The 23,708-nt window shown below is 65.3% G+C and carries 22 protein-coding genes; 15 read left to right on the top strand and 7 right to left on the bottom strand.

Annotated features, from left to right (window positions below; all coding sequences use genetic code 11):
- Nucleotides 1-77: 77 nt before the first annotated feature.
- The 3 genes from V3B25_RS08710 to ykgO all read right to left on the bottom strand — a co-directional run bounded on the left by V3B25_RS08710 (nt 78) and on the right by ykgO (nt 1,756).
- Nucleotides 78-1,115, bottom strand: coding sequence for an agmatine deiminase family protein (locus V3B25_RS08710; RefSeq protein WP_329810506.1), 1,038 nt, complete (start codon nt 1,113-1,115; stop codon nt 78-80).
- Between the two features lie 39 nt (nt 1,116-1,154).
- Nucleotides 1,155-1,484 carry a hypothetical protein gene (locus V3B25_RS08705; protein ID WP_005416228.1) on the bottom strand — a complete coding sequence of 110 codons (330 nt, stop codon included), beginning with the start codon at nt 1,482-1,484 and terminating at the stop codon, nt 1,155-1,157.
- Between the two features lie 146 nt (nt 1,485-1,630).
- Entirely contained in the window at nt 1,631-1,756 is a 126-nt protein-coding gene (gene ykgO, locus V3B25_RS08700; RefSeq protein WP_005409283.1) for a type B 50S ribosomal protein L36, read from the bottom strand.
- Nucleotides 1,757-1,953: 197 nt separating this feature from the next.
- On the opposite strand from ykgO, the gene cmk reads away from it, so the two are divergent.
- The 8 genes from cmk to galU all read left to right on the top strand — a co-directional run bounded on the left by cmk (nt 1,954) and on the right by galU (nt 10,240).
- Nucleotides 1,954-2,631, top strand: coding sequence for a (d)CMP kinase (cmk, locus tag V3B25_RS08695; RefSeq protein ID WP_032130077.1), 678 nt, complete (start codon nt 1,954-1,956; stop codon nt 2,629-2,631).
- Nucleotides 2,632-2,829: 198 nt separating this feature from the next.
- The gene (gene rpsA, locus V3B25_RS08690; RefSeq protein WP_005416230.1) at nt 2,830-4,515 is read left to right on the top strand and encodes a 30S ribosomal protein S1; all 1,686 of its coding nucleotides are present in this window, start codon (nt 2,830-2,832) and stop codon (nt 4,513-4,515) included.
- Nucleotides 4,516-4,602: 87 nt separating this feature from the next.
- Nucleotides 4,603-4,908, top strand: coding sequence for an integration host factor subunit beta (locus tag V3B25_RS08685; RefSeq protein WP_005409286.1), 306 nt, complete (start codon nt 4,603-4,605; stop codon nt 4,906-4,908).
- A gap of 77 nt (nt 4,909-4,985) precedes the next feature.
- Nucleotides 4,986-5,270: a LapA family protein gene (locus tag V3B25_RS08680; protein ID WP_049423675.1), complete on the top strand. Its 285-nt coding sequence runs from the start codon at nt 4,986-4,988 to the stop codon at nt 5,268-5,270.
- A gap of 6 nt (nt 5,271-5,276) precedes the next feature.
- Complete coding sequence (lapB, locus tag V3B25_RS08675; RefSeq protein ID WP_049423673.1) at nt 5,277-6,455, top strand: lipopolysaccharide assembly protein LapB; 1,179 nt, start codon at nt 5,277-5,279, stop codon at nt 6,453-6,455.
- Nucleotides 6,456-6,458: 3 nt separating this feature from the next.
- The gene (locus V3B25_RS08670; protein ID WP_049399455.1) at nt 6,459-7,448 is read left to right on the top strand and encodes a glycosyltransferase family 4 protein; all 990 of its coding nucleotides are present in this window, start codon (nt 6,459-6,461) and stop codon (nt 7,446-7,448) included.
- 3 nt (nt 7,449-7,451) lie between these two features.
- Entirely contained in the window at nt 7,452-9,365 is a 1,914-nt protein-coding gene (locus V3B25_RS08665; protein WP_329810505.1) for a nucleoside-diphosphate sugar epimerase/dehydratase, read from the top strand.
- Nucleotides 9,362-10,240 carry a UTP--glucose-1-phosphate uridylyltransferase GalU gene (galU, locus tag V3B25_RS08660; RefSeq protein WP_019336276.1) on the top strand — a complete coding sequence of 293 codons (879 nt, stop codon included), beginning with the start codon at nt 9,362-9,364 and terminating at the stop codon, nt 10,238-10,240. Before V3B25_RS08665 ends, galU begins: the two co-directional genes overlap by 4 nt.
- A gap of 482 nt (nt 10,241-10,722) precedes the next feature.
- On the opposite strand, the gene V3B25_RS08655 is transcribed toward galU, so the two are convergent.
- The 3 genes from V3B25_RS08655 to V3B25_RS08645 form a co-directional block, all read right to left on the bottom strand.
- Nucleotides 10,723-11,931, bottom strand: a complete 1,209-nt coding sequence (locus V3B25_RS08655; RefSeq protein ID WP_201118820.1) for an acetyl-CoA C-acyltransferase — start codon at nt 11,929-11,931, stop codon at nt 10,723-10,725.
- 105 nt (nt 11,932-12,036) lie between these two features.
- Nucleotides 12,037-14,409 carry a 3-hydroxyacyl-CoA dehydrogenase/enoyl-CoA hydratase family protein gene (locus V3B25_RS08650; RefSeq protein ID WP_049421273.1) on the bottom strand — a complete coding sequence of 791 codons (2,373 nt, stop codon included), beginning with the start codon at nt 14,407-14,409 and terminating at the stop codon, nt 12,037-12,039.
- Nucleotides 14,410-14,448: 39 nt separating this feature from the next.
- Nucleotides 14,449-15,102 carry a TetR family transcriptional regulator gene (locus tag V3B25_RS08645; RefSeq protein WP_006431024.1) on the bottom strand — a complete coding sequence of 218 codons (654 nt, stop codon included), beginning with the start codon at nt 15,100-15,102 and terminating at the stop codon, nt 14,449-14,451.
- Between the two features lie 326 nt (nt 15,103-15,428).
- On the opposite strand from V3B25_RS08645, the gene ndk reads away from it, so the two are divergent.
- The 7 genes from ndk to der all read left to right on the top strand — a co-directional run bounded on the left by ndk (nt 15,429) and on the right by der (nt 22,060).
- Nucleotides 15,429-15,854: a nucleoside-diphosphate kinase gene (gene ndk, locus V3B25_RS08640; protein ID WP_008265389.1), complete on the top strand. Its 426-nt coding sequence runs from the start codon at nt 15,429-15,431 to the stop codon at nt 15,852-15,854.
- 10 nt (nt 15,855-15,864) lie between these two features.
- Complete coding sequence (gene rlmN, locus V3B25_RS08635) at nt 15,865-17,070, top strand: 23S rRNA (adenine(2503)-C(2))-methyltransferase RlmN (RefSeq protein WP_005409296.1); 1,206 nt, start codon at nt 15,865-15,867, stop codon at nt 17,068-17,070.
- Nucleotides 17,057-17,842 carry a type IV pilus biogenesis/stability protein PilW gene (gene pilW, locus V3B25_RS08630; protein ID WP_032130491.1) on the top strand — a complete coding sequence of 262 codons (786 nt, stop codon included), beginning with the start codon at nt 17,057-17,059 and terminating at the stop codon, nt 17,840-17,842. The genes rlmN and pilW overlap by 14 nt, the downstream gene beginning before the upstream one ends.
- A gap of 18 nt (nt 17,843-17,860) precedes the next feature.
- Entirely contained in the window at nt 17,861-18,733 is an 873-nt protein-coding gene (locus V3B25_RS08625; RefSeq protein ID WP_049421276.1) for a RodZ domain-containing protein, read from the top strand.
- A 65-nt stretch (nt 18,734-18,798) separates the two neighbouring features.
- Nucleotides 18,799-19,437: a tetratricopeptide repeat protein gene (locus V3B25_RS08620; protein WP_049399466.1), complete on the top strand. Its 639-nt coding sequence runs from the start codon at nt 18,799-18,801 to the stop codon at nt 19,435-19,437.
- On the top strand, nt 19,437-20,645 hold the full coding sequence (bamB, locus tag V3B25_RS08615; protein ID WP_032130494.1) for an outer membrane protein assembly factor BamB: 1,209 nt from the start codon (nt 19,437-19,439) through the stop codon (nt 20,643-20,645). The genes V3B25_RS08620 and bamB overlap by 1 nt, the downstream gene beginning before the upstream one ends.
- Before the next feature lie 17 nt (nt 20,646-20,662).
- The gene (gene der / locus V3B25_RS08610) at nt 20,663-22,060 is read left to right on the top strand and encodes a ribosome biogenesis GTPase Der (RefSeq protein WP_049453247.1); all 1,398 of its coding nucleotides are present in this window, start codon (nt 20,663-20,665) and stop codon (nt 22,058-22,060) included.
- A 305-nt stretch (nt 22,061-22,365) separates the two neighbouring features.
- On the opposite strand, the gene V3B25_RS08605 is transcribed toward der, so the two are convergent.
- Entirely contained in the window at nt 22,366-23,484 is a 1,119-nt protein-coding gene (locus V3B25_RS08605; RefSeq protein WP_329810504.1) for an amidase family protein, read from the bottom strand.
- Nucleotides 23,485-23,708 lie beyond the last annotated feature (224 nt).

Here is a 23,708-nt window from a genome sequence, read left to right as displayed (position 1 = left end):
CCGGCCCCCCCCCCCACCCACACACACACCGGCGCGCCGCGGGGCCCCCCCCCCCCCCCCCCCGCCACTACCCATCCTCAGGCCTTCAACAACCCTTCCGGCAGCTGCATGGTGATGCAGTGCAGGCTGCCGTTCTGCCAGATCAGCGAGCGGCACGGCACCTGCACGATCTCGCGACCCGGGTGTGCCTGTGCCAGCACGTCGCGGGCCAGGTCATCGGCCGGATCGCCATAGGCCGGCATCAGCACCGCGCCGTTGACGATCAGGTAGTTGGCGTACGAGGCAGCCAGGCGACGGCCTTCGTCGATCACCGGCTGTGCCCACGGCAGCGGGAACAGGCGATACGGCTGGCCGTCCTTGGTGCGCAGCGCGGCCAGCTCATTGCCCATCGCCTGCAGTTCGGCGTAGTGCGAGTCGCTCTCGTCGTCGCAGGCCTGGTAGACGATGCTGTCAGCCGAGGCGAAGCGGGCGAGGGTATCGATGTGCGCGTCGGTGTCGTCGCCTTCCAGGTAGCCGTGGTCCAGCCACAGCACGCGGTCCTGCTGCAGCCAGTCGGCCAGGTCGGCGCTCAGGCTGGCGCGGTCGCGGTCCGGGTGGCGCTCATGCAGGCACTTCCAGGTGGTCAGCAGGGTGCCTTCGCCATCGGTTTCGATGCCGCCACCTTCCAGCGCGAACGGAATGCTGCGCACCGGTGCGTCGTTGAACACGCCGGCCTGGTCGAGCACGCCCACCAGCTGGTCATCCAGGGTGGCGTCGAACTTGCCGCCCCAGCCGGTGAAGCGGAAATCCAGCAGCTGGAAGCCGCCGTTGGCACGTCGCAGGGTGATCGGGCCGGAGTCGCGCAGCCAGGTATCGTCGTAGGCCGCCGTGGTGAAGTGGACCTTGTCCATGTCGATGCGGTTGGAGCGCAGCCGCATCTCGGCATAGGTCTCCACATCGTCGTCGGCCACGCAGATCAGCACCGGCTGGAAGCGGGTGATGGCCGCGACCAGGGCGATGTAGGTCTCTTCCACCTGGCCCAGGCGGTCGGCCCAGTCGGTGTCGGCGGTGGGCCAGGCAATCAGGACGCCGCTCTGGGCTTCCCACTCGGCAGGAAAACGAAGGGTCTGGTTCATGGTCTCGCTACACAGGCCCGCCCAGGGCGGGTAAAGGGATCAACGGATCGGCGGTTTCGGGCCGATTTCGTTCGGGTCCGCCTGGTTGGCCACCACGTCGATCACCTTCTGCTTCTCGAAGTAGACGGTGAACTGCGGGTACACCCAGCGGTTGATGGTCGGCCATTGCCGCTTCTGCCCGCCACGCGGCTGCAGCTGCTCGCTCGGCGCGCCGAACTGCGCCTGTACCTGCTGCATGCTCTGGCCGCGCACGGGCAGGGCACCGGCCGGCTTCTCGCGGGCACGGTCGACAAGCAGGGTATCGGCCAGCGCCGGCGTGGCGGCGGCCAGGGTAGCCATCACGGCCAGGGCGGACAGGTAACGCTTCATCTCGATCTACTCCCCAGTGGTCAAGAAAGGCGATTACAGCAAAAACGGCAGGAAAAAGCCGCATAAACAAAAAACCGCCCGAAGGCGGCTTTTTGCATCGGGTCGGCCCCGCGTAGGGCCAGCCGCAGCCGCGAAGGCTGTTGGGCTTAGCGCTGACGCGCCTTGAAACGCGGGTTCGACTTGCAGATGACGAAGATCTTGCCACGACGACGCACGACCTTGCAGTCACGGTGACGGGCCTTCGCCGACTTCAGGGAGGACAGGACTTTCATGGCATACCTCGGCGTAAACAGTAGTTGTTCGGGTGGAGCGTGGCCGCGATATGCGAAAGACAATCGGCAGTTGACGCTCGTTCAAGCCCGCCATTCTACCGGGCTTTTCCTCGTGGTTTCAAGTGGTTGCACAAAAGATCCCATTGGGGGCGTCTGACAGGGGCTAGAATGACCCCTTCACACGCTCTGGGAACCCCATGAATCCACTCGCTCCCGTCCTGACCATCGACGGCCCTTCAGGGGCTGGCAAGGGTACCATCAGCCGCATCATCGCGCGCCGGATGGGCTGGCATTACCTGGATTCGGGCGCGCTGTACCGGGCGGTGGGCGTGGCCGCGAGCTGGGCCGACATCGATACCTCCGATGCCTCGGCGCTGGTCCGCTGCACCTTTGATACCCACGTTCAGTTTGTCGAGCAGGGTGAAGCCATGCGGGTCATGGTGAACGGGACCGATGCCACCGACGAGCTGCGCCTGGAGACCACCGGCGCGCTGGCCTCGGCCATCGCCGCCATTCCCGAGGTCCGGGCTGCCCTGAAGGAGCGCCAGCGCGCATTCAGGGAGCTGCCCGGCCTGGTCGCCGATGGCCGCGACATGGGCACGGTGATCTTCCCGGACGCCTCCTACAAGGTCTTCCTGACCGCCAGTGCCGAGGAGCGCGCCGAGCGCCGGCATAAGCAGTTGAAAGACAAGGGGGTTTCTGTTAACTTTGATGACCTCCTGCGCGAGATCATGGCCCGCGACGCCCGTGATGCTCAGCGTACCGTGGCGCCCCTGAAGCCGGCAGACGATGCTGTCCTCATCGACACCACAGGCATCGGCATCGCAGATGTCGTTGCCAGAGTGATGGATCTGCTTCCGGTTCCGGCTGCCTGATCCGTTCGCGCGGGAGCACTGCCAGCAGCATCGGTGGTGGTCGCGCATAGCAGTGCTGTACCAGCTCCGTCGCGCAATGATGCGTGGCGGTTTTCCTACTACACACGACCTGCGTTTCCGGGGTCGACCAACAGGCGGGCGGTCGCCATTCCCCTGAAGGGGACGCCACCGACCCATGTGTCCAACAGAGTAAATCTAATGACCGAATCATTTGCCGAACTGTTTGAAGCCAGCCAGGCCAATCTGGCCAAGCTGAAGCCGGGCGCCATCGTCAGCGGTACCGTTGTTGAAGTCCGCGGCGACGTCGTGGTGATCAACGCTGGCCTGAAGTCCGAAGGCATCGTGCCGATCGAACAGTTCCGTAACGACGCTGGCGAAATCGACGTCGCCGAAGGCGACATCGTCAAGGTCGCCCTCGACTCGATCGAGAACGGCTTCGGCGAAACCGTCCTGTCGCGCGAGAAGGCCAAGCGCGCGATGGTGTGGGACGAGCTGGAAGAAGCGTTGGAAAAGAACGAAACCATCACCGGCCGCATCAGCGGCAAGGTCAAGGGTGGTTTCACCGTGGACATCAAGGATGTCCGCGCCTTCCTGCCGGGTTCCCTGGTCGATGTGCGCCCGGTGCGCGATCCGGCCTACCTGGAAGGCAAGGAACTCGAGTTCAAGCTCATCAAGCTGGACCGCAAGCGTAACAACGTCGTGGTCTCGCGCCGCGCTGTCGTCGAAAGCGAGCACTCGGAAGAGCGCGAGCAGCTGATGGACAAGCTGCAGGAAGGCGCGATCCTGAAGGGTGTCGTCAAGAACCTGACCGATTACGGCGCGTTCGTGGACCTGGGCGGTATCGACGGCCTGCTGCACATCACCGACATGGCGTGGAAGCGCGTGCGTCACCCGTCGGAAGTCGTGAACGTCGGCGACGAGCTGGACGTCCGCGTGCTGAAGTTCGACCGCGAGCGCAACCGCGTTTCGCTGGGCCTGAAGCAGCTGGGCGAGGATCCGTGGGACAACATCGGCCGTCGTTACCCGGCCAACAGCCGCGTCTTCGGCAAGGTCTCCAACGTCACCGATTACGGTGCGTTCGTTGAGATCGAGCCGGGCGTCGAAGGCCTGGTGCACGTCTCCGAGATGGATTGGACCAACAAGAACGTCAACCCGTCCAAGGTTGTCCAGGTTGGTGATGAAGTCGAAGTGATGGTGCTGGACGTCGATGAAGAGCGTCGCCGTATCTCGCTGGGCATGAAGCAGGTTGCCGCCAATCCGTGGGAAACCTTCGCTGCCACCCACAAGAAGGGTGACAAGGTGTCGGGCCAGATCAAGTCGATCACCGACTTCGGCATCTTCATCGGCCTGGACGGCGGCATCGACGGCCTGGTCCACCTGTCCGACATCAGCTGGAACACCACCGGCGAAGACGTCGTTCGCAACTTCAAGAAGGGCGATACCCTGGACGCCGTCGTCCTGGCTGTCGATCCGGAGCGCGAGCGCATCTCCCTGGGCGTGAAGCAGCTGGAGCAGGATCCGTTCGGCCAGTACATGGCTGCCAATCCGAAGGGCTCCAAGGTCGAAGGCGTGGTGAAGGAAGTCGACGCCAAGGGCGCGATCATCGAGCTGGCTGACGGCATCGAAGGTTACGTCTCGGCACGCGACATCGCCAACGAGCGCGTTGACGACGCCACCCAGCACCTGAAGGTCGGCGACAAGGTCGAAGCCAAGTTCGTGGGCATGGACCGCAAGGGCCGTACCCTGCAGCTGTCGATCAAGGCCAAGGACGACGCTGAAATGCGCGAAGTGCTGGAGGAATACCAGTCCTCTTCGGCTTCCAGCGGCACCACCCAGCTGGGCGCGCTGCTGCGTGCACAGCTGAACGGCAACAAGTCCGAGTAATCGGCCTTACGCTGTTCGTTGTTTCCTGGACGGCCCGGGCATTGCCCGGGCCGTTTCAGGCTGAGATACCCCTGATGTGAGCCGGTAATGACCAAATCCGAACTGATCGAAATCCTTGCGCGCCGCCAGGCGCACCTGAAGGCCGATGATGTCGATCTGGCGGTGAAGTCGTTGCTGGAAATGATGGGCGGATCGCTGTCCGCCGGGGATCGCATCGAAATCCGTGGTTTTGGCAGCTTCTCGCTGCACTATCGTCCGCCGCGCCTGGGTCGCAACCCGAAGACCGGCGAATCGGTTGCCCTGCCGGGCAAGCACGTCCCTCATTTCAAGCCGGGCAAGGAACTGCGTGAGCGGGTCAGCAGCGTGCTGCCGCTGGACGCCGATCCGGCCTGAGCCTCCCGTCGCGCCACCGCGTGCGAATCCAGCCGCGAGTCGGATAAGCTACGGACTCCTGCCACTGGAGCTGTCGCATGAAGGTTTTTCGTCTGCTGGTCCTGCTGGCGGTACTCATTCTTGGGTTGATCATCGGTGCCATGAACATGGACGAGATGACCATCAACCTTGTTTTCACCCAACTGAAGACCTCGGTCGGCGTGGCAATCATTGCCGCATTGCTGATCGGTGTCATCGTCGGCGCTGGCCTGGTGCTGGTGAGCGTGGTCATTCCGCTCTACAGCCAGTTGCGCCGCGCCAACAAGTCCGCTGTCGCCACGCCGGCACCGGTTGCTTCCCCCCAATCTTTTGATGGACGCTGATCGAAGATGGATTTCGTCACCGAGTGGTTCTGGTTCTTCCTGTTCGTTCCGCTGGCCGCACTGGCCGGGTGGGTGATCGGACGGCGTGGTGGTCAACGCCACGGTGACAGCCAGGTCAGCCGCCTGTCCAGCACCTACTTCCGCGGCCTGAACTACCTGCTCAACGAGCAGCCGGACAAGGCCATCGAGCTGTTCCTGCACATCGCCGAGCTGGACAAGGAAACCTTCGAGACCCAGGTCGCGCTGGGCCACCTGTTCCGCCGCCGCGGCGAAGTCGACCGCGCCATCCGCCTGCACCAGGGCCTGGTCAACCGCCACGACCTCAGCGATGCGCAACGCGTGCAGGCGCTGCTGGCACTGGGCGAGGACTACATGAAGTCCGGCCTGCTGGACCGCGCCGAGACCGTGTTCACCGAACTGGCCCAGCTGGATCAGCGTGCTCCGCAGGCACTCAAGCACCTGATCGGTATCTACCAGGCCGAGCGCGATTGGGAAAAGGCGATCGACAACGCGACCCGTTTCGAGGACGTCACCGGCGAGCCGATGGGCAAGCTGATCGGGCAGTTCGAGTGCGAACTGGCCGAACGCTTCCGCGGTGCTGGCAAGCTGGAAGAGGCGAGGGCAGCGATTGCCCGGGCCTACCAGGCCGATGCGATGTCGGTGCGTGCCGGCATCATTGAAGGCCGCCTGGAAACCGATGCCGGCAATCCGGAAGCGGCCGTGCGCGCCTTCGAGCGCGCTGCGCGCAATGATCCGGAGTACCTGCCGGAGCTGCTGACGGCGCTGATGCAGAACTACCGCAAGGTGGGCGATCTGGCGGGCGCGCGCGCCTTCCTGTCGGAGATGACCGAGCACTACCGCGGCATCGCCCCGGTGCTGGCGCTGACCCGCCTGATGGAAGAGCAGGAGGGCGTGGCGCCAGCCCGTGCCTACCTGGGCCGCCAGCTCAAGGATCGCCCGTCGGTGCGTGGCGAGTCCGCGCTGATCGACCTGACCCTGGCTGAAGGCGCCGATTCCACGGCGACCCTGCACGACCTCAAGCACATCACCGACCAGTTGCTGGTGCGCAATCCGGCCTATCGATGCACCCGTTGTGGTTTCGGTGCGCGCACCCACCACTGGCAGTGCCCGAGCTGCAAGGAGTGGGGTACGGTCAAGCCGCTGCTGAACTACGCGGTGCTCTGATCCATGCCGTGGCTCGTGATGGGCGCGCTGCTGGGCCTGGCCCTGCTGAGTGCGGCACTGACCTGGGCGGCGCGGGGCTATGCGCTGCGCCGGCAACTGTTTGACCAGCCGGGCGAGCGCCGCAGCCATAGCGTGGCGACCCCCCGCGGCGGCGGCATCGCCATTGTCATCAGCCTGCTGGTGACCGCCGGTGTTGCCATGTGGGCCTGGCCCGAAGCGCGTCCGAGCCTGCTGGTCGCCAGCCTTGGCCTGGCGCTGGTGGCGGGTATCGGCTGGTGGGACGACCACCGGCCGCTGCCGGCCATGCGCCGCCTGATGGTGCACTTCATCGCCGCCGCGCTGCTGGCCGCGCTGGTCAAGGTCCACGGTGGCAGCTGGCTGCTGGCCGTGCTGGTCCTGCTGTTCACCGCCTCGCTGATCAACATCTGGAATTTCATGGATGGGATCAACGGCATCGCGGCCAGCCAGGCCATCGTGGTCGCGCTGGGGCTGGCGCCGCTGCTGCCCTGGCCGTACTCGCTGGCGGCGGTCGCGTTGGGCCTGGCCTGCCTGGGCTTCCTGCCGTTCAACTTCCCGCGGGCCCGGATCTTCATGGGCGATGTCGGAAGTGGCGCGCTGGGCTACGCGGTGGCGGCAGTGCTGGCACTGGCCAGCGTCAAGACCGACATCCACTGGATCCTGCTGCTGGTGTCGGCATCGCCGTTCCTTGTGGACGCGGGCTTCACACTGCTGGCGCGCATCATTTCCGGACAACGCTGGATGGAACCCCATACCCAGCATGTCTACCAGCGCGCGGTGCAGGCAGGAGCCAGTCACGCCCAGGTAACAGGGATGTACTTTGCTTTGGGCCTGTTCAGTATTACAGTGCTTAATGTCTGCTCCAATTTGCAGCCGAGGTGGGAGGCTGCCGTGGCGATCGCGTGGTTCATTGCGCTGAGCGTCCTCTGGCTCCTCCTGCGCAATGGATTGCGCCACCCAAAAGGAAATACCTGACTTATGGCTTCACCCTGGCGGGACAGAATCCTCGGCCTGATGCCGCGTTCGGCCATCGTCTGCCACGACCTGTTCATGGTCTGGGCATGCTGGCAGCTGCTCCACGCGGGGCGGTATTCGATCCTGGCCAACGCCCCCGAGCTCCCTCTCTGGAACGTCGACACCACGCTGGTGCTGCTGCTGCAGGGCATGGTGTTCTGGCGCGTGGGCCTCTATCGGGGCCTGTGGCGGTTCGCCAGCGTCAGCGACCTGCTGAACATCTTCAAGGCCAGTTTCATCGGCATGGTCGCCATCGTGCTGGTGCTGATGTGGAAGCGCTTCGACGGCGTGCCGATGTCGGTGCTGGTGATCTATCCGTTCGCGCTGTCGGCGCTGCTGGGCGCGCCGCGCCTGCTGTACCGGGCCTGGAAGGACTATCAGGCACTGCAGTCGGACTCGTCCGCGCGCCGCGTGCTGATCCTGGGTGCCGGCCAGGCCGCCGAGACCCTGGTCCGTGACCTGCGCCGTTCCGGTAATTTCGAGCCGGTCGGCCTGCTGGACGATGCGCCACACCTGCGCGGCGCCAAGCTGCAGGGCCTGCCGATCCTCGGCACCCTGGACGATGCGCCGACAGTGGTGCGGGAGACGGCGGCCAAGCTGCTGGTGATCGCCATTCCGTCGCTGGACGCGGCGGGCATGCAGCGGATCGTCGCCATCTGTGAAAGCACTGGTGTGCCGTTCCGTACCGTGCCCAAGCTCAGCGACATCCTGCAGGGCCAGTCGCTGCCGGGGCAGCTGAAGGAAGTGGCGATCGAGGACCTGCTGGGTCGCAAGCCGATCATGCCGGACTGGAACCTGATCCGTGGCTGGCTGGGCGGGCGTACGGTGATGGTCACCGGTGCCGGCGGTTCGATCGGCTCCGAGCTTTGCCGCCAGTGCGCACGGCATGGTGCCGGCCGCATCATCCTGCTCGAGATCAGCGAACTGCTGCTGCTGACCATCGAAGGCGAGCTGCGGCGCAGCTTCCCCGATGTCGAGATCGAAGCGGTGCTGGGCGACTGCGGTGACCCGGCGGTGATCCGCCACGCCCTGTCGCTGTATCCGGTCGACACCGCCTTCCACGCCGCTGCCTACAAGCACGTGCCGGTGCTGGAGCGGCAGCTGCGCGAAGCGGTGCGCAACAACATCCTGGCCACCGAGAACGTGGCCCGCGCCTGTCTGGAAGCGCGCGTTGAGCATTTCGTGTTCATCTCCACCGACAAGGCGGTCGACCCGGTCAATGCACTGGGCGCCAGCAAGCGCTATGCGGAGATGATCTGCCAGAGCCTGGACCAGAAGTCCACGCATACCCGTTTCGTTACGGTGCGCTTCGGCAACGTGCTGGCCTCGGCCGGCAGCGTGGTGCCGCTGTTCCGCGAACAGATCCTGCGTGGCGGTCCGGTGACCGTCACCGACCCGGAAGTCAGTCGCTACTTCATGACCATCCCGGAGGCCTGCCAGCTGATCCTGCAGGCGGCCGCTTCGGCATCGCATGGTGCGATCTATACGCTCGACATGGGCGAGCCGGTGCCGATCCGCGTGCTGGCCGAGCAGATGATCCGCCTGGCCGGCAAGCAGCCGTACAAGGACATTCCGATCATCTACACCGGGCTGCGTCCGGGCGAGAAGCTGCACGAGACGCTGTTCTATTCGGACGAGGACTACCGTTCCACCGCGCACCCGAAGATTCTCGAGGCCGGTGTACGTACGTTCTCGCGCGACCTGGTGCTGGGCAATGTCCCGCGCCTGCGCGATGCCGTGGCTGGTTATGACACGACCAGCATCCAGGAGATCCTGTTCGCGACGATGCCGGAGTTCTCTCCCATCGAACAGGATGCTTACATTTCATCCGCTAAAGTCGTGCCCTTTCCAGCACGTGAGGCCAACAGGCACCAATGAGCAAGCGAATTCGCAAGGCAGTTTTTCCAGTGGCAGGGCTCGGGACGCGCTTTTTGCCGGCAACCAAGACGGTTCCGAAGGAAATGTTGCCGATCATTGATCGTCCGCTGATCCAGTACGCGGTCGATGAAGCGATTGAAGCCGGTTGCGACACGCTGGTGTTCATCACCAACCGCTACAAGCATGCCGTGGCCGACTACTTCGACAAGGCCTACGAACTGGAGCAGAAGCTCGAGCGCGCCGGCAAGCAGGAGCAGCTGGAGATGATCCGCCATGTGCTGCCCAATGGCGTGCGCGCGATCTTCGTGACCCAGGCCGAAGCACTGGGCCTGGGCCATGCGGTGCTGTGCGCCAAGGCCGTGATCGGTGACGAGCCGTTCGCGGTGCTGCTGCCGGACGACCTGATCTGGAACCGCGGCGACGGCGCACTGAAGCAGATGGCAGACCTCAACGAGGCCAGTGGTGCCAGCGTGATCGCCGTTGAAGACGTGCCGCACGACAAGACTGCCAGCTACGGCATCGTTGCCACTGATGCGTTCGACGGCCGCAAGGGTCGCATTTCGCAGATCGTGGAGAAGCCGAAGCCGGAGGACGCCCCGAGCGATCTGGCGGTGGTTGGCCGTTATGTGCTGAGCCCGAAGATTTTCGAGTTGCTGGAACAGACCGGCAGTGGTGCCGGTGGCGAGATCCAGCTGACCGATGCGATCGCGCAGCTGCTGAAGACCGAAGAGGTCGATGCCTACCGCTTCGAGGGCACCCGCTTCGACTGCGGCACGCACCTGGGGCTGGTGGAGGCGACGATCCGTTTCGCGCTGGACAACCCGAAGCTGGCTGGCCCGGCGCGGGAGAAACTGACGGCGATGTTGGCGGAATAAGGTTTATCAAGCGCTCCGTGTTGCGCCTTGATTGATACGTGATGGGCGGGACGGGTGGGCCTTTGCAGGACACGCCGTAAACCCATCCTTGGGGGCTCGATGGCGCCATCCATGGCGCCAACGGTCCTGCAAAGGCCCACCCATCCCACCTGTCAGGTCTCCTGCGGGCGCGGACGGGAAGGGCGGAATCAAAGGCAAAAACAGAAACGAAAAAGGCAGCCAATGGCTGCCTTTTTCGTGGGTTGGGGTCAGAGCCCTTTGCGAAGCAAAGGGCTCTGACCCCGGCCTTTGACCCTGCCTTTGCTCATCCCTCCGCCGCGCGGAATGTTGGCTGGCACGGGCGGGTGAGGCTGGCCGGGACTGTCAGCGGCATGGATGCCGCTGCCAAGCCTACAGGGATGTACTTGCGGCGTGTCCCAGGCAGTCTCACTCACCCGGGGCCCCACAGCAAACCGAAACGTCCGCCGGCAACGCTTTGAACCTTACAGCGCCTCGAAAATACCCGCTGCGCCCATGCCGGTGCCGATGCACATCGTCACCATGCCGTACTTCTGCTGGCGACGACGCAGGCCGTGCAGCAGGGTCGCGGTACGGATCGCGCCGGTCGCACCCAGCGGGTGGCCCAGGGCAATCGCGCCACCCAGCGGGTTGACCTTGCTCGGGTCCAGGCCGCAATCGCGGATCACCGCCAGCGACTGCGCGGCGAAGGCTTCGTTCAGTTCAATCCAGTCCAGCTGGTCCTGGGTCAGGCCGGCCTGCTTCAGTGCCTTCGGGATCGCGGCGATCGGGCCGATGCCCATCACTTCCGGACGCACGCCGGCGACCGAGAAGCTGACGAAACGAGCCAGCGGGGTCAGGCCGTAGTCCTTGATCGCCTGTTCCGAGGCCAGCAGCACGGCACCGGCGCCGTCGCTCATCTGCGACGAGTTGCCAGCAGTGACGGTGCCGCCGAACTGGCCGTTGCGGAACACCGGGCGCAGCTTGGCCAGGCCTTCAGCCGAGGAATCCGGGCGCGGGCCTTCGTCGGTGTCGGCGATCTTGTTGCGGGTGATGATGCGCTTGCCGTCAGCCAGGTCCGGCAGGTGCGAGACGATCTCGTACGGGCTGATCTCGTCCTTGAACTCGCCGTTCTGGATCGCAGCCATCGCCTTCTGGTGCGAGGCGAGGGCGAAGGCGTCCTGGTCTTCGCGCGAGACCTTCCACTCTTCGGCGACCTTCTCGGCGGTGATGCCCATGCCGTAGGCGATGGCCACGTGGTCGTTGTCGAACACGCTCGGCGCCATGGCGATCTTGTTGCCCATCATCGGCACCATCGACATCGATTCGGTGCCACCGGCCAGCATCAGGTCGGCGTTGCCCAGGCGGATCGCGTCGGCGGCCTGCGCCACGGCCTGCAGGCCGGACGAGCAGAAGCGGTTCACGGTCTGTGCGGCGATGGTGTTCGGCAGGCCGGCCAGCAGCACGCCGATGCGCGCCACGTTCATGCCCTGCTCGGCTTCCGGCATCGCGCAGCCGATGATCGCGTCATCGATGCGGTTGACGTCCACGCCCGGGGCCTGGGCGACGACGCTGCGCAGCACGTGCGCAAGCATGTCGTCGGGGCGGGTGTTGCGGAACATGCCCTTGGGCGCCTTGCCAACCGGGGTACGGGTGGCGGCGACGATGTAGGCGTCCTGGATTTGCTTGGTCATTGCAGTGATCTCTCGAATAGGTTTTGTAGAGTCGAGCCATGCTCGACTGCCACATCAGGGAGTGCCGACCAACGGTCGGCACCCACCGAAAGCAGGGAGGGGCGATCAATTACGCAGCGGCTTGCCGGTCTTGAGCATGTGCGCGATGCGGGCCTGGGTCTTTTCCTGCTGGGCCAGTTCGACGAAGTGCTTGCGCTCCAGGGTCAGCAGCCACTCTTCGTCCACCAGGGTGCCGCGGTCGACCTTGCCACCGCACAGCACGGTGGCGATGCGCTCGGCGATCTCGTAGTCGTACGGGCTGATGAAACGGCCTTCCAGCATGTTGACCAGCATCATCTTGAAGGTGGCGATACCCACGTCGCCGGCCACCTGGATGCGGCGTGCCGGCAGCGGCGGACGGTAGCCCGCTTCGGCCAGGGCGCGCGCTTCGGCCTTGGCGATATGCAGGGCCTCGTAGCTGTTGAACACCACCTTGTCGGTGCTGCGCAGCAGGCCCAGTTCCTTGGCGTTGACCGCCGAGTTGGACACCTTGGCCATCGCCACGGTTTCGAAGGTCTTCTTCAGTTCGGCGAACACGTCACCGCCCGGGCCAGCGGCCTGCGAGGCGCGCACGGCCAGTTCCTTCAGGCCACCACCGGCCGGCAGCAGGCCGACGCCGGCCTCGACCAGGCCGATGTAGCTTTCCAGGAAGGCCACGGTCTTGGCGCTGTGCATCTGGAATTCGCAACCACCACCCAGCGCCAGGCCACGCACGGCAGCCACCACCGGCACCAGCGAGTACTTGATGCGCTGGCTGGTGCGCTGGAAGTTGGCGACCATCTCTTCGAACTGGTCGACCTTGCCGGCCTGCAGCAGGCCCAATGCACCGGCCAGGTCGGCACCGGCGGAGAAGGGTTCCTTCTGCTGCCAGATCACCAGGCCCTGGAAGTCCTTCTCGGCGCGGCTGACACATTCCTGCAGGCCGTCGAGCACCTGGTCGGACACGGTGTTCATCTTGGTCTTGAAGCTGACCACGGCGATGCCGTCGCCGTCGTGCCACATGCGCAGGCCGTCGTTCTCGAACACGGTCTCGCCCGGCGCGAACTTCTCGCCCAGCAGCGGATCGGGGAAGCGCTGGCGCTGATACACCGGCAGCGACGAGCGCGGCAGCTTGGCGTTGCGCGACGGGCTGTAGCTGCCCTCGGCGGCGTGCACGCCGTCGCGGCCATCGAACACCCAGTCCGGCAGCGGGGCGTTGCTCATGCTCTTGCCGGCGACGATGTCATCGGCAATCCACTGTGCCACCTGCTTCCAGCCGGCGGCCTGCCAGGTTTCGAACGGGCCCAGCGACCAGCCGTAGCCCCAGCGGATGGCGAGGTCGACGTCGCGCGCGGTCTCGGCGATGTCGGCCAGGTGGTAGGCGCTGTAGTGGAACAGGTCGCGGAAGGTCGCCCACAGGAACTGCGCCTGCGGGTGCTGGCTCTCGCGCAGCTTGGCGAACTTCTCCGCCGGGTTCTTGATCTTCAGGATCTCGACCACTTCCGGTGCGGCGGTGCGATCAGCAGCGCGGTAGTCCTGCTTTTCCAGGTCGAGGACGACGATGTCCTTGCCGACCTTGCGGAAGATGCCGGCGCCGGTCTTCTGGCCCAGCGCGCCCTTGGCGATCAGCGCGTCCAGCCACTTCGGCGACTTGAAGAATTCATGCCACGGGTCGTTGGGCAGGGTATCGCCCATGGTCTTGATGACGTGGGCCATGGTGTCCAGGCCGACCACGTCGGAGGTGCGGTAGGTGGCCGACTTCGGGCGGCCGACCAGCGGGCCGGTCAGGCCGTCCACTTCATCGAAGCCCAGACCGAACTGCTGGGTGTGGTGGATGGTGGACAGGATCGAGAACACGCCGATGCGGTTGCCGATGAAGTTCGGGGTGTCCTTGGCATACACCACGCCCTTGCCCAGGGTGGTGACCAGGAATGCTTCCAGGCCTTCCAGCACGGCGGCGTCGGTGGTGGTGGCCGGGATCAGCTCGGCCAGGTGCATGTAGCGCGGCGGGTTGAAGAAGTGCACGCCGCAGAAGCGGTGGCGCAGCTGCTCGGGCAGCACGTCGGCCAGCTTGTTGATGCCCAGGCCCGAGGTGTTGGAGGCCAGCACCGCGTGGTCTGCCACGAACGGCGCGATCTTCTTGTACAGGTCCTGCTTCCAGTCCATGCGCTCGGCGATGGCCTCGATGATCAGGTCGCAGTCCTTCAGCTGCTCCAGGCCGGACTCGTAGTTGGCCGGGGTGATGGCTTCGGCCAGCGACTTGCTGGCCAGCGGTGCCGGGCTCAGCTTGCCCAGGTTGGCGATCGCCTTCAGCACGATGCCGTCGGCCGGGCCTTCCTTGGCGGGCAGGTCGAACAGCACGGTGTCGACGCCAGCGTTGGTGAGGTGGGCAGCGATCTGGGCACCCATGACGCCGGCACCCAGCACGGCGGCGCGGCGGACTAGCAGGGAATTGGACATGGTGTAGGGCCTTTGTTGGTCAGCAGTTACTGGGTGGAATCAAGGGGAAGCGGGCAGGGCGCTGGCGCGTGCGGCGGCGCGGAACCCGGCTTCGGCGAAATGGATCAGTTCGTGGGCGGCATGGGCACGATGCGCCGCTTCGGTGACACCGGCGGGACGCTTGATCAGCCCGAAGTCGGCCATGGCATAGGTGAGCGAGCCGGCCAGGAAATCCAGGCGCCAGTACAGCTCTTCCTTGCTCAGGTCGGGTGCGCATTCGGCAATCGCCTTGCCGAACGCACGCAGCACGTGACCGTAGTGGTCGGACAGGAACTTGCGCAGGTTGTCGTTCTTCTCGGCGTAGGCGCGGGCGATCACGCGCACGAAGGCGCCGCCGTTCTGGCGGTCCTGGGCCAGCGCCAGTGCCGGCTCGACGAAGGCGGCCAGCACCGGGCGCAGCTGCCCGGGGTGTTCGCTGCGGGCGCGCTCGAGCTGCGCCAGGCGCGCGCCGGTCATCTCGTCCATGCGGCGGCGGAACACCTCGTTGACCAGGTTTTCCTTGGAGCCGAAGTGGTAGTTGACCGCGGCGATGTTGACGTCGGCCTGGCTGGTCACCTGGCGCAGCGAAGTGCCGGCGAAGCCGTGCTGTGCGAACAGCTCCTCGGCCGCGCCGAGGATCCGGTCCTTGGTCGAGAAGTGGGCGGGTTTGGCCATCGGCGGGCGGACCTTAATCAAACGATTGTTTGATACTAGGACCAGACGGTAGCGTATGGCATTTTGCAGTGCAGCAAAAATGCCCGGACCGGTCAGATTTCACTCAGGTGGGTGAATGGGCGCAAAGGGTAGTCCCGGGCGCGGGGGGGCCACCCCACGCCCCCCCGGGGGGCGCCCCCCTGCCGGCCCGCCCCCGGCACTACCACCCTGCCGCTTTATCTTTTACAATTCGCCTACGTTTATCAGGCTAAGCCCGCGTCCCGACGCGGGTTTTTTTCATGTTACCCTTCGGGCCATCAGCGGCCCGATTCCATTGGAGACATCCCATGGCGCTGGAGCGCACCCTTTCGATCATCAAGCCGGACGCCGTTGCCAAGAACGTCATCGGCGAAATCTACGCCCGCTTCGAGAAGGCCGGCCTGAAGGTCGTGGCCGCCAAGTACAAGCAGCTGTCGCGCCGTGAAGCCGAAGGCTTCTACGCCGTGCACCGCGAGCGTCCGTTCTTCAACGCGCTGGTCGAGTTCATGATCTCCGGCCCGGTGATGATCCAGGCCCTGGAAGGCGAGAACGCCGTCCTGGCCCACCGCGACCTGCTGGGCGCCACCAACCCGAAGGAAGCCGCTGCGGGCACCATCCGCGCCGACTTCGCCGAATCCATCGATGCCAACGCCGCCCACGGCTCGGACTCGGTCGAGAATGCCGCGATTGAAATCGCCTACTTCTTCGCCGCCACCGAAGTCGTTTCGCGCTGAGAGTAATGCCGTGAACGAGGTCGTACAGTCCCCCGCCATCCAGCCGCTGCCGAAGTCGGCACCCACGGCTGGCAAGCAGAACCTGCTCGACCTCGATCGCGCGGGCCTGGAGAAGTTCTTCGTCGAGGTTCTCGGCGAGAAGAAGTTCCGTGCCCATCAGGTGATGAAGTGGATCCACCATCGCTACGTCACCGACTTCGATGAAATGACCGACCTCGGCAAGGTCCTGCGCGCCAAGCTGCAGGCCCATGCCGAGGTGCTGGTTCCGAACATCGTGTTCGACAAGCCCTCCGCCGACGGCACCCACAAGTGGCTGCTGGCGATGGGCGTGGATGGCAAGAACGCCATCGAGACCGTGTACATCCCGGACAAGACCCGCGGCACGCTGTGCGTGTCCTCGCAGGTCGGTTGCGGCCTGAACTGCACGTTCTGCTCCACCGCCACCCAGGGCTTCAACCGCAATCTGACCACCGCCGAGATCATCGGCCAGGTGTGGGTTGCCGCACGCCACCTGGGCAACGTGCCGCACCAGATGCGCCGCCTCACCAACGTGGTGATGATGGGCATGGGCGAGCCGCTGATGAATTTCGACAACGTCGTGCGCGCCATGAGCGTGATGCGCGACGACCTGGGCTACGGCCTGGCCAACAAGCGCGTGACCCTGTCGACCTCCGGCTTGGTGCCGCAGATCGACCGCCTGTCTGCCGAAAGCGACGTGTCGCTGGCGGTGTCGCTGCATGCGCCGAACGACGCGCTGCGCGAGACTCTGGTGCCGCTCAACAAGAAGTATCCGATCGCCGAGCTGATGGCCTCGTGCGCACGCTACCTGCGCGCCAACAAGCGCCGCGAATCGGTCACCTTCGAATACACCCTGATGAAGGGCATCAACGACAAGCCCGAGCATGCCCGCGAGCTGGCCCGCCTGATGCGCCAGTTCGACAACGCGGTGCAGGCCAAGGATTCGGGCAAGGTCAACCTGATTCCGTTCAACCCGTTCCCGGGTACCCGCTACGAGCGTTCGGAAGAAGCGCACATCCGTGCCTTCCAGAAGATCCTGCTCGACAGCAACGTGCTGACCATGGTCCGCCGCACCCGTGGCGACGACATCGACGCCGCCTGTGGCCAGCTCAAGGGCCAGGTGATGGACCGCACCCGCCGCCAGGCGGAGTTCAACAAGACGCTGCAGGCGGGGAAGGGGAGCGATGCCGCGGCCTGACCGCCTCTGGCTGGTTCTGTTCGCAGGCATGCTGGCCGTTGCGGTCGGCGGCTGCAAATCCCATCCCAAGGCCAAGCTGGGCCCCAGCGAGGCGCCGGTCTACTCGGTCCGTGATCCGGACAGCGTGCGGCGCCAGGTGCGCCTGCAGGACCTGCTGGCCCTGGCCGCCCGCGACATGCAGGTGGGCAACCTCGATGCGGCCGAGCGCAAGGCGCGCGAGGCGCTGAAGCTGGCCCCCGAGTCGCCCGATGCGCTGGTGCTGCTGGCCGGCATCGACGAGCGCCGTGGCCGGACCCAGCAGGCTGGCGAGAGCTTCCGCAGGGCTGCCGAGCAGGCGCCGCAGCGCGGGGACATCCTCAACAATTACGGCGCGTGGCTGTGCCAGCAGGGCCGGCCGGCCGAGTCGCTGGTCTGGTTCGATCGTGCGCTGCAGGCGCCGGGCTACGCCACGCCGGCCGAGTCCCAGGCCAATGCCGGGGGCTGTGCGCTGGATGCCGGCCAGTTCGAACGTGCCGAGCGCGACCTGCGTGCGGCGCTGGCAACGCTGCCGGGAAACCCGGTCGCGCTGGAGGCGATGGCCCAGCTCAGCTTCCGCCAGGGCCGCTTCATGGAGGCCCGGGCCTTCGCCGAACGTAGGATTGCGGCTGCACCCGCAACGCGTTCCGTGTTACAACTTGCGTCTCAAATCGAAGCGCGGCTGGGAGATCGGGCGGCATCTGACCGCTATCTTCAGCGCATTCGACAGGAATTTCCGCAGGAAGCGGGCTCCTAACTCCAGGGTTGATGCATTGTGATTGATGACCAGACTGTGAGCGCTCTCGAGACTGCGGCCGGCTGCGGCAGCCGCCTGCGCCAGGCCCGCGAGGCGGCCGGACTGACCCTCGAAGATGTCGGCTCGCGCCTGCGCATGCCGGTCCAGGTGGTCAAGTCGCTGGAAGAGGAACAATGGCAGAAGCTGGGTGCGCCGGTGTTCGTGCGCGGCCAGCTGCGCAGCTACGCGCGCCTGCTGGACGTGGATGTGAGCCAGCTGCTGGAGCAGGCCCAGGTCGGCCCGGTGGTTCCGCCCACCCTGGTCAGCCATACCCATACCCCGCGTGCGCGCCGCATTGCCGAGAATCTCGGCCGTCGCGTGCTGTATGTCGGCATCACCGCGGTGCTGGCGGTGCCGGTGTGGTTCGCCACCCGTGGCCATTTCGATGGCAGTGCCACCCCGTCGCCGAATACCGCCTCGTTGGACGCCATCCCGGCCGCCGTGCCGGTAACCCCGTCCGCTGCGGGTGTCGAGCCCTCGGCGCCGGCTGAAGTGGCGAGCGCCCCGGCCAGCAAGCCGGCCGCCACCCCGTACGTGGCCTCGCTGGCCCCGGTGCCACGTTCAGCCCCGGCACCGGCGGCTGCCGCCAACACGCTGGACATGCAGTTCAGCGGCGACAGCTGGGTCGATATCGGCGGCCCGGACGGCGCTACCGTCGAGAAGGCGCTGATCAAATCCGGCGAGAGCCGCAGCTTCACGCCGGGCCAGGTGACCCGGGTGACCCTGGGCAACGCCTCGGCGGTCCAGGTTCAGCAGAACGGCGCTATCGTCGATCTGACCCCCTACCAGCGAGCCAACGTGGCACGCTTTCAGGTATCCTCTGAAGGCTCCGTAGTCCCGGTTTCGCACTGAGGCGCGGTTTCACCACCTTCGATTAATCCCAATGGTCCCTCCCGATGGGCGGGGCGAGAGTACGCATGGCGATCGACGATCTGCTCGACGAGCACGAACAAAGTGAACGCGTCCGCAGCTGGCTGCGGAAGAATGGCGCCAGCATCCTCGGTGGCGTAGTCATCGCCATCGGTGCCATTGCCGGCTGGCAGTGGTACCAGAAGGATCAGGGCGGCAAGCTGGCCTCGGCCAATGTCGAGTACCAGAAGGCGCTCGTTGGCCTGCAGCAGAACAAGCTCGACGACGCCTCCAAGGCGGTCAAGGCGCTCGAAGCCGGCCCGTCCAGCATCTACGGCGACCTCGCGGCGCTGCAGCTGGCCAAGGCCCAGGTCGACGCCGGCAAGAACGAAGAAGCCCTGGCCACCCTGCGCGGCGTGAAGGTCGAAGGTGACCTGCAGCGCGTGGTCGACCAGCGTGTGGCCCGCCTGCTGGTGGCCACCGGCAAGAGTGACGAGGCGATCAAGCTGCTGGGCAGCGCCACCGACAGCAGCAGCCTGGAAATCCATGGCGACGCGCTGATGGCGCAGGGCAAGCGTGACGACGCCCGTGCACAGTACGAGAAAGCGCTGAAGTCGCTGGACGTGGCAGCGCCGCAGCGGCGCCTGCTGGAAACCAAGGTTATGGACGCCGGCGGCACCGTTGCCGCCCCTGCGGAGTCGGTTTGATGAGTCAGAAGGTCATGATCACCCGCGTCGCCACCGTGCTCCTGATGGGCATGGCCCTGACCGGCTGCAGCACCGTGAAGGGCTGGTTCGCCGGCAAGGACGCGGCCGCGAAGAAGGCACAGGAACCGGCTGAGCTGGTCAAGTTCGAGCCGACCGTGAAGGTCAACAAGGCCTGGTCGGTCAACCTCGGCAAGGGCGAGCGCCGCATCGGCGTGCGCCAGGGCCCGGCCGTGGCCAACGGCCACGTGTTCGCTGCGGCACTCACCGGTGGCGTGCACGCCATCGACCTGCAGACCGGCAAGAAGGTCTGGACCTGGGAGCCGAAGAAAGAAAAGAAGAAGGCCAAGCTGCGCCTGTCCGGCGGCCCGGGGGTCGGTGAGAACCTGGTCGTGATCGGCACGCTCGATGGCCAGGTCATCGCCCTGGACATCAACGACGGCAGCGAGAAGTGGCGCGCCCGTGTTCCGGGTGAAGTCATCGCCGCGCCGGCCATCGCCCAGGGCGCGGTCTACGTGCGCAGCAATGACGGCCGCATCACCGCATTCGATGCCGGCAACGGCACCCAGAAGTGGTTCAACCCGAGCGAGCTGCCGGCGCTGACCGTGCGTGGCAACGCGCCGGTGGTGACCGGCCCGGGCGTGCTGTTCATCGGCAAGGACGAGGGCGCGGTTGCCGCCCTGGCCCAGCAGGATGGCCGCACCCTGTGGGAACAGAATGTGGGCAACGGTGAAGGCCGTACCGAGCTGGAGCGCATGGCCGATGTCGACGGCGCGCCGGTGCTGGATGGCAACACCCTGTTCGTGAGCAGCTTCAAGAACCAGACGATGGCCATCGAAGGCCCGACCGGTCGCCCGCTGTGGGCGCGCGACCATGGCGGTGCCGGTGGCGTGGCGGTCTCGTCTGGCAATGTGTTCGTCACCGACAACAAGGGCGGCGTGTTCGGCCTGGACAAGGCCAGCGGTGCGGCGATGTGGTCGCAGACCGCACTGGCCCGTCGCTCGCTGACCGGCCCGGCACTGCACGGCGACTACGTCGTGGTCGGCGACTACAAGGGATACGTGCATTGGCTGCAGACCTCCGATGGTGCGATGGCGGCACGGGCAAAGAGCGGCGGTGACGCCCTGCTGGCCCAGCCAATCGTCGTAGACGGGGTGCTGCTGGTGCAGAACGTTGATGGCAAGCTGACCGCCTTCCGGTTGGCAAATTAAAAATTGGAGTAATCGCGATGCTGCCTTTGGTCGCCCTGGTTGGACGGCCGAATGTCGGCAAGTCGACTATTTTCAATGCGCTTACGCGCACCCGTGACGCGCTGGTCCATGACCAGCCCGGCGTCACCCGCGACCGCAACTACGGTGTCTGCCGTCTGGACGAGGACAATCATTTCCTCGTCGTCGACACCGGCGGTATCGCGGAAGAGGAAGAGGGTCTGGCAGGGGCTACCACCCGCCAGGCCCGTGCCGCTGCGGCGGAAGCCGACCTGATCCTGTTCGTGGTCGATGCCCGTGAGGGTACCTCGGCGATGGACGACGAGATCCTGGCCTGGCTGCGCAAGCTGTCGCGCCCGACGCTGCTGCTGATCAACAAGATCGACGGCACCGACGAGGACACCGTGCGTTCGGAGTTCGCCCGTTATGGCTTCGGCGAGATGCTGACCGTGTCGGCTGCGCACCGCCAGGGTCTGGACGACCTGCTGGACGAAGTGGTCCAGCGCCTGCCGGAAGAAGGCAGCGGCGAAGAGTTGGACAACGATCCGAACCGCATCCGCATCGCCTTCGTCGGCCGCCCGAATGTGGGCAAGTCGACGCTGGTCAACCGCATCCTCGGCGAGGAGCGCATGATCGCCTCCGACGTGCCGGGCACCACCCGCGACTCGATCGCAGTGGACCTGGAGCGTGATGGCCGTGAGTACCGCCTGATCGATACCGCCGGCCTGCGCCGTCGTTCGCGCGTGGACGAGGTCGTCGAGAAGTTCTCGGTGGTCAAGACCATGCAGTCGATCGAGCAGTGCCAGGTGGCCGTGCTGATGCTCGACGCCACCGAAGGCGTGACCGACCAGGACGCCACCGTGCTCGGTGCCGTGCTCGACGCCGGCCGCGCGCTGGTGATCGCCATCAACAAGTGGGATGGCCTGACCGAGTACCAGCGCGAGCAGGCTGAAACCATGCTGTCGCTGAAGCTGGGCTTCGTGCCGTGGGCCGAGTCGGTGCGCATCTCGGCCAAGCATGGCTCGGGCCTGCGTGAGCTGTTCCGTGCGGTGCACCGCGCGCACGAGTCGGCGAACAAGACCTTCACCACCAGCGAAGTGAACAAGGCGCTGGAAGTGGCGTACGAGACCAACCCGCCGCCGACCATCCGCGGCCATGTCTCCAAGCTGCGCTACGTGCACCCGGCCGGCGCAAACCCGCCGACCTTCATCGTGCACGGCACCCGCCTGAAGGAACTGCAGGAGTCGTACAAGCGCTACCTGGAGAACTTCTTCCGCAAGCGCTTCAAGCTGATCGGCACGCCGGTGAGCTTCATCTTCCGCGAGGGTACCAACCCGTACGAGGGCAAGAAGAACGTCCTCACCGAGCGGCAGGTCAAGGCCAAGCGGCGCTTGATGAAGCACGTCAAGGGCAAGTGATGCAGAGAAAGGCGGCCGTAGGGCCGCCTTTTTCGTTTGTGGTAGTGCCGGCCGCTGGCCGGCAACCCCCGTGTTCGCAGATACCGGTCGACGCGGTCCGGCGCCCCGTGCCCGACAATGCGGCCATGAGCATCGAAGAGATTCCCCCGCGCAGGCGCGTGAGCGCCTGGCCTGAGGCGCTGTGCTGATTGATGTGCGCTGGGCGGTCGCTGGGGGACCTACCTCGATGTGGAACTCGACGAGGGGACCTTTCAGCGACGGGATTTGGGCATGGACGCTTCTTTAGGGCCAAGACTGGATTCGACTTATGCGATTCCTTCTGTCATCTGCCTGGCTGAGGCCAGCACGAATTCATCCTGATAATGACCAGCGGCAACAGAGAGTCCAACCGGGCAATTGTCGACAGTCAGTAACGGCATGGAAATCTCGGGCAGCCGCGCGACACCGGAAAAGGCGGTGATCGCCATTGTCCTATCGTAGAAGTCCAGCACGGCTTCCAGCGTCGTCAGCGATCCCTTGAGAGGGGCAATGACAGGCGTCGTGGGGAAGCAGATGACGGTTCCGGGCATGAGGAAAGCATTGATCCTCTCGAAGAACCATTCGCAGCGGGTGATGCTGTCGAGTGCGGTAAGCCGGTCGAACGATTGCACATTTCCATACGCCATGGAGAAGGCAAAGCCAAGCTCGGGCTTGTGTGTTTCGATCCAGCTGCCAACCGTGCTCTGGAATTCGGCCGTCTGCAGATTCCGAAGCGCCTTCACATTGCAATCGACTAGCGGAACGTCCGCGCCGACGATCTGCGAGAAGCGGACTGTCTCCGGCTCGATGCCTGTGCGGGTGGCGATCGCCTGCAAGGCGGCCTCCGCCTGGTTTCTCACTGCTTCGTCAGCAATGTCCAGCGCATCGGCGAGGACCAGGATACGTCGCAGCGGCGCCGGCTGGCTTGAGCTGCTGCGCAGCAAAACCCGTGTCGCTGCATCAAGCAGGTTCAATGATGCGGCAACGACGCCCGCCGTGCTGACGCTCGGCATGAAGGGCAGCACGCCGGCTTCGGAAATCCGATGCAGGGATGGGCGCATGCCCCAGATACCGCATAGGCTCGCAGGAACACGGATTGAGCCGCCCGAATCGGGGCCGATGGAGAAATCGGCCACGCCATTGGCGACCGACGCTGCCGATCCACTTGAAGAGCCGCCGGGAATGCGATCTGGAGCCCTGGCATTCACCGGCGTGCCGAAGAATTGGCTTTCGCCGTCGGGGCTATACGTGAATTCGTCCGCGACGACCTTACCCACGCAGCGCGCGCCCGCAGCCAATGCCTGATCGACGCAAAGCGCATTGAGCTTCGGCGCAGGATGCCTGGCCCGCCAAGCGGGGCTGCCATAGGAGGTCTTATGACCCGCCAGATCGATATTGTCCTTCACCGTGAAGGTTGTTCACTCCAAAGGCCCTGCTCCAAGCGGTGCTATGTCGGTCCTTTCGACGATCGAGCCGGACGGATCATCAGGGTAACTACTGTGCATGCTCATCTCGTGGTCGGTTCCGAAGCATTGTGGCGATTGTCCGTGCGAACATCGGCCGAGTAGTATGAAACCCGAACGCTGCTGTTGCGGGCGCGCTGGGCGTGCCAGCCAAGGCATGGGTTTGG

Origin of the sequence: Stenotrophomonas sp. SMYL8 (genome assembly GCF_036320065.1) — a bacterium.
GTDB classification, from domain to species: domain Bacteria; phylum Pseudomonadota; class Gammaproteobacteria; order Xanthomonadales; family Xanthomonadaceae; genus Stenotrophomonas; species Stenotrophomonas maltophilia_A.
The sequence above is the reverse complement of the archived record's forward strand: the minus strand, read 5'-3'. Positions and strand labels throughout refer to the sequence as shown.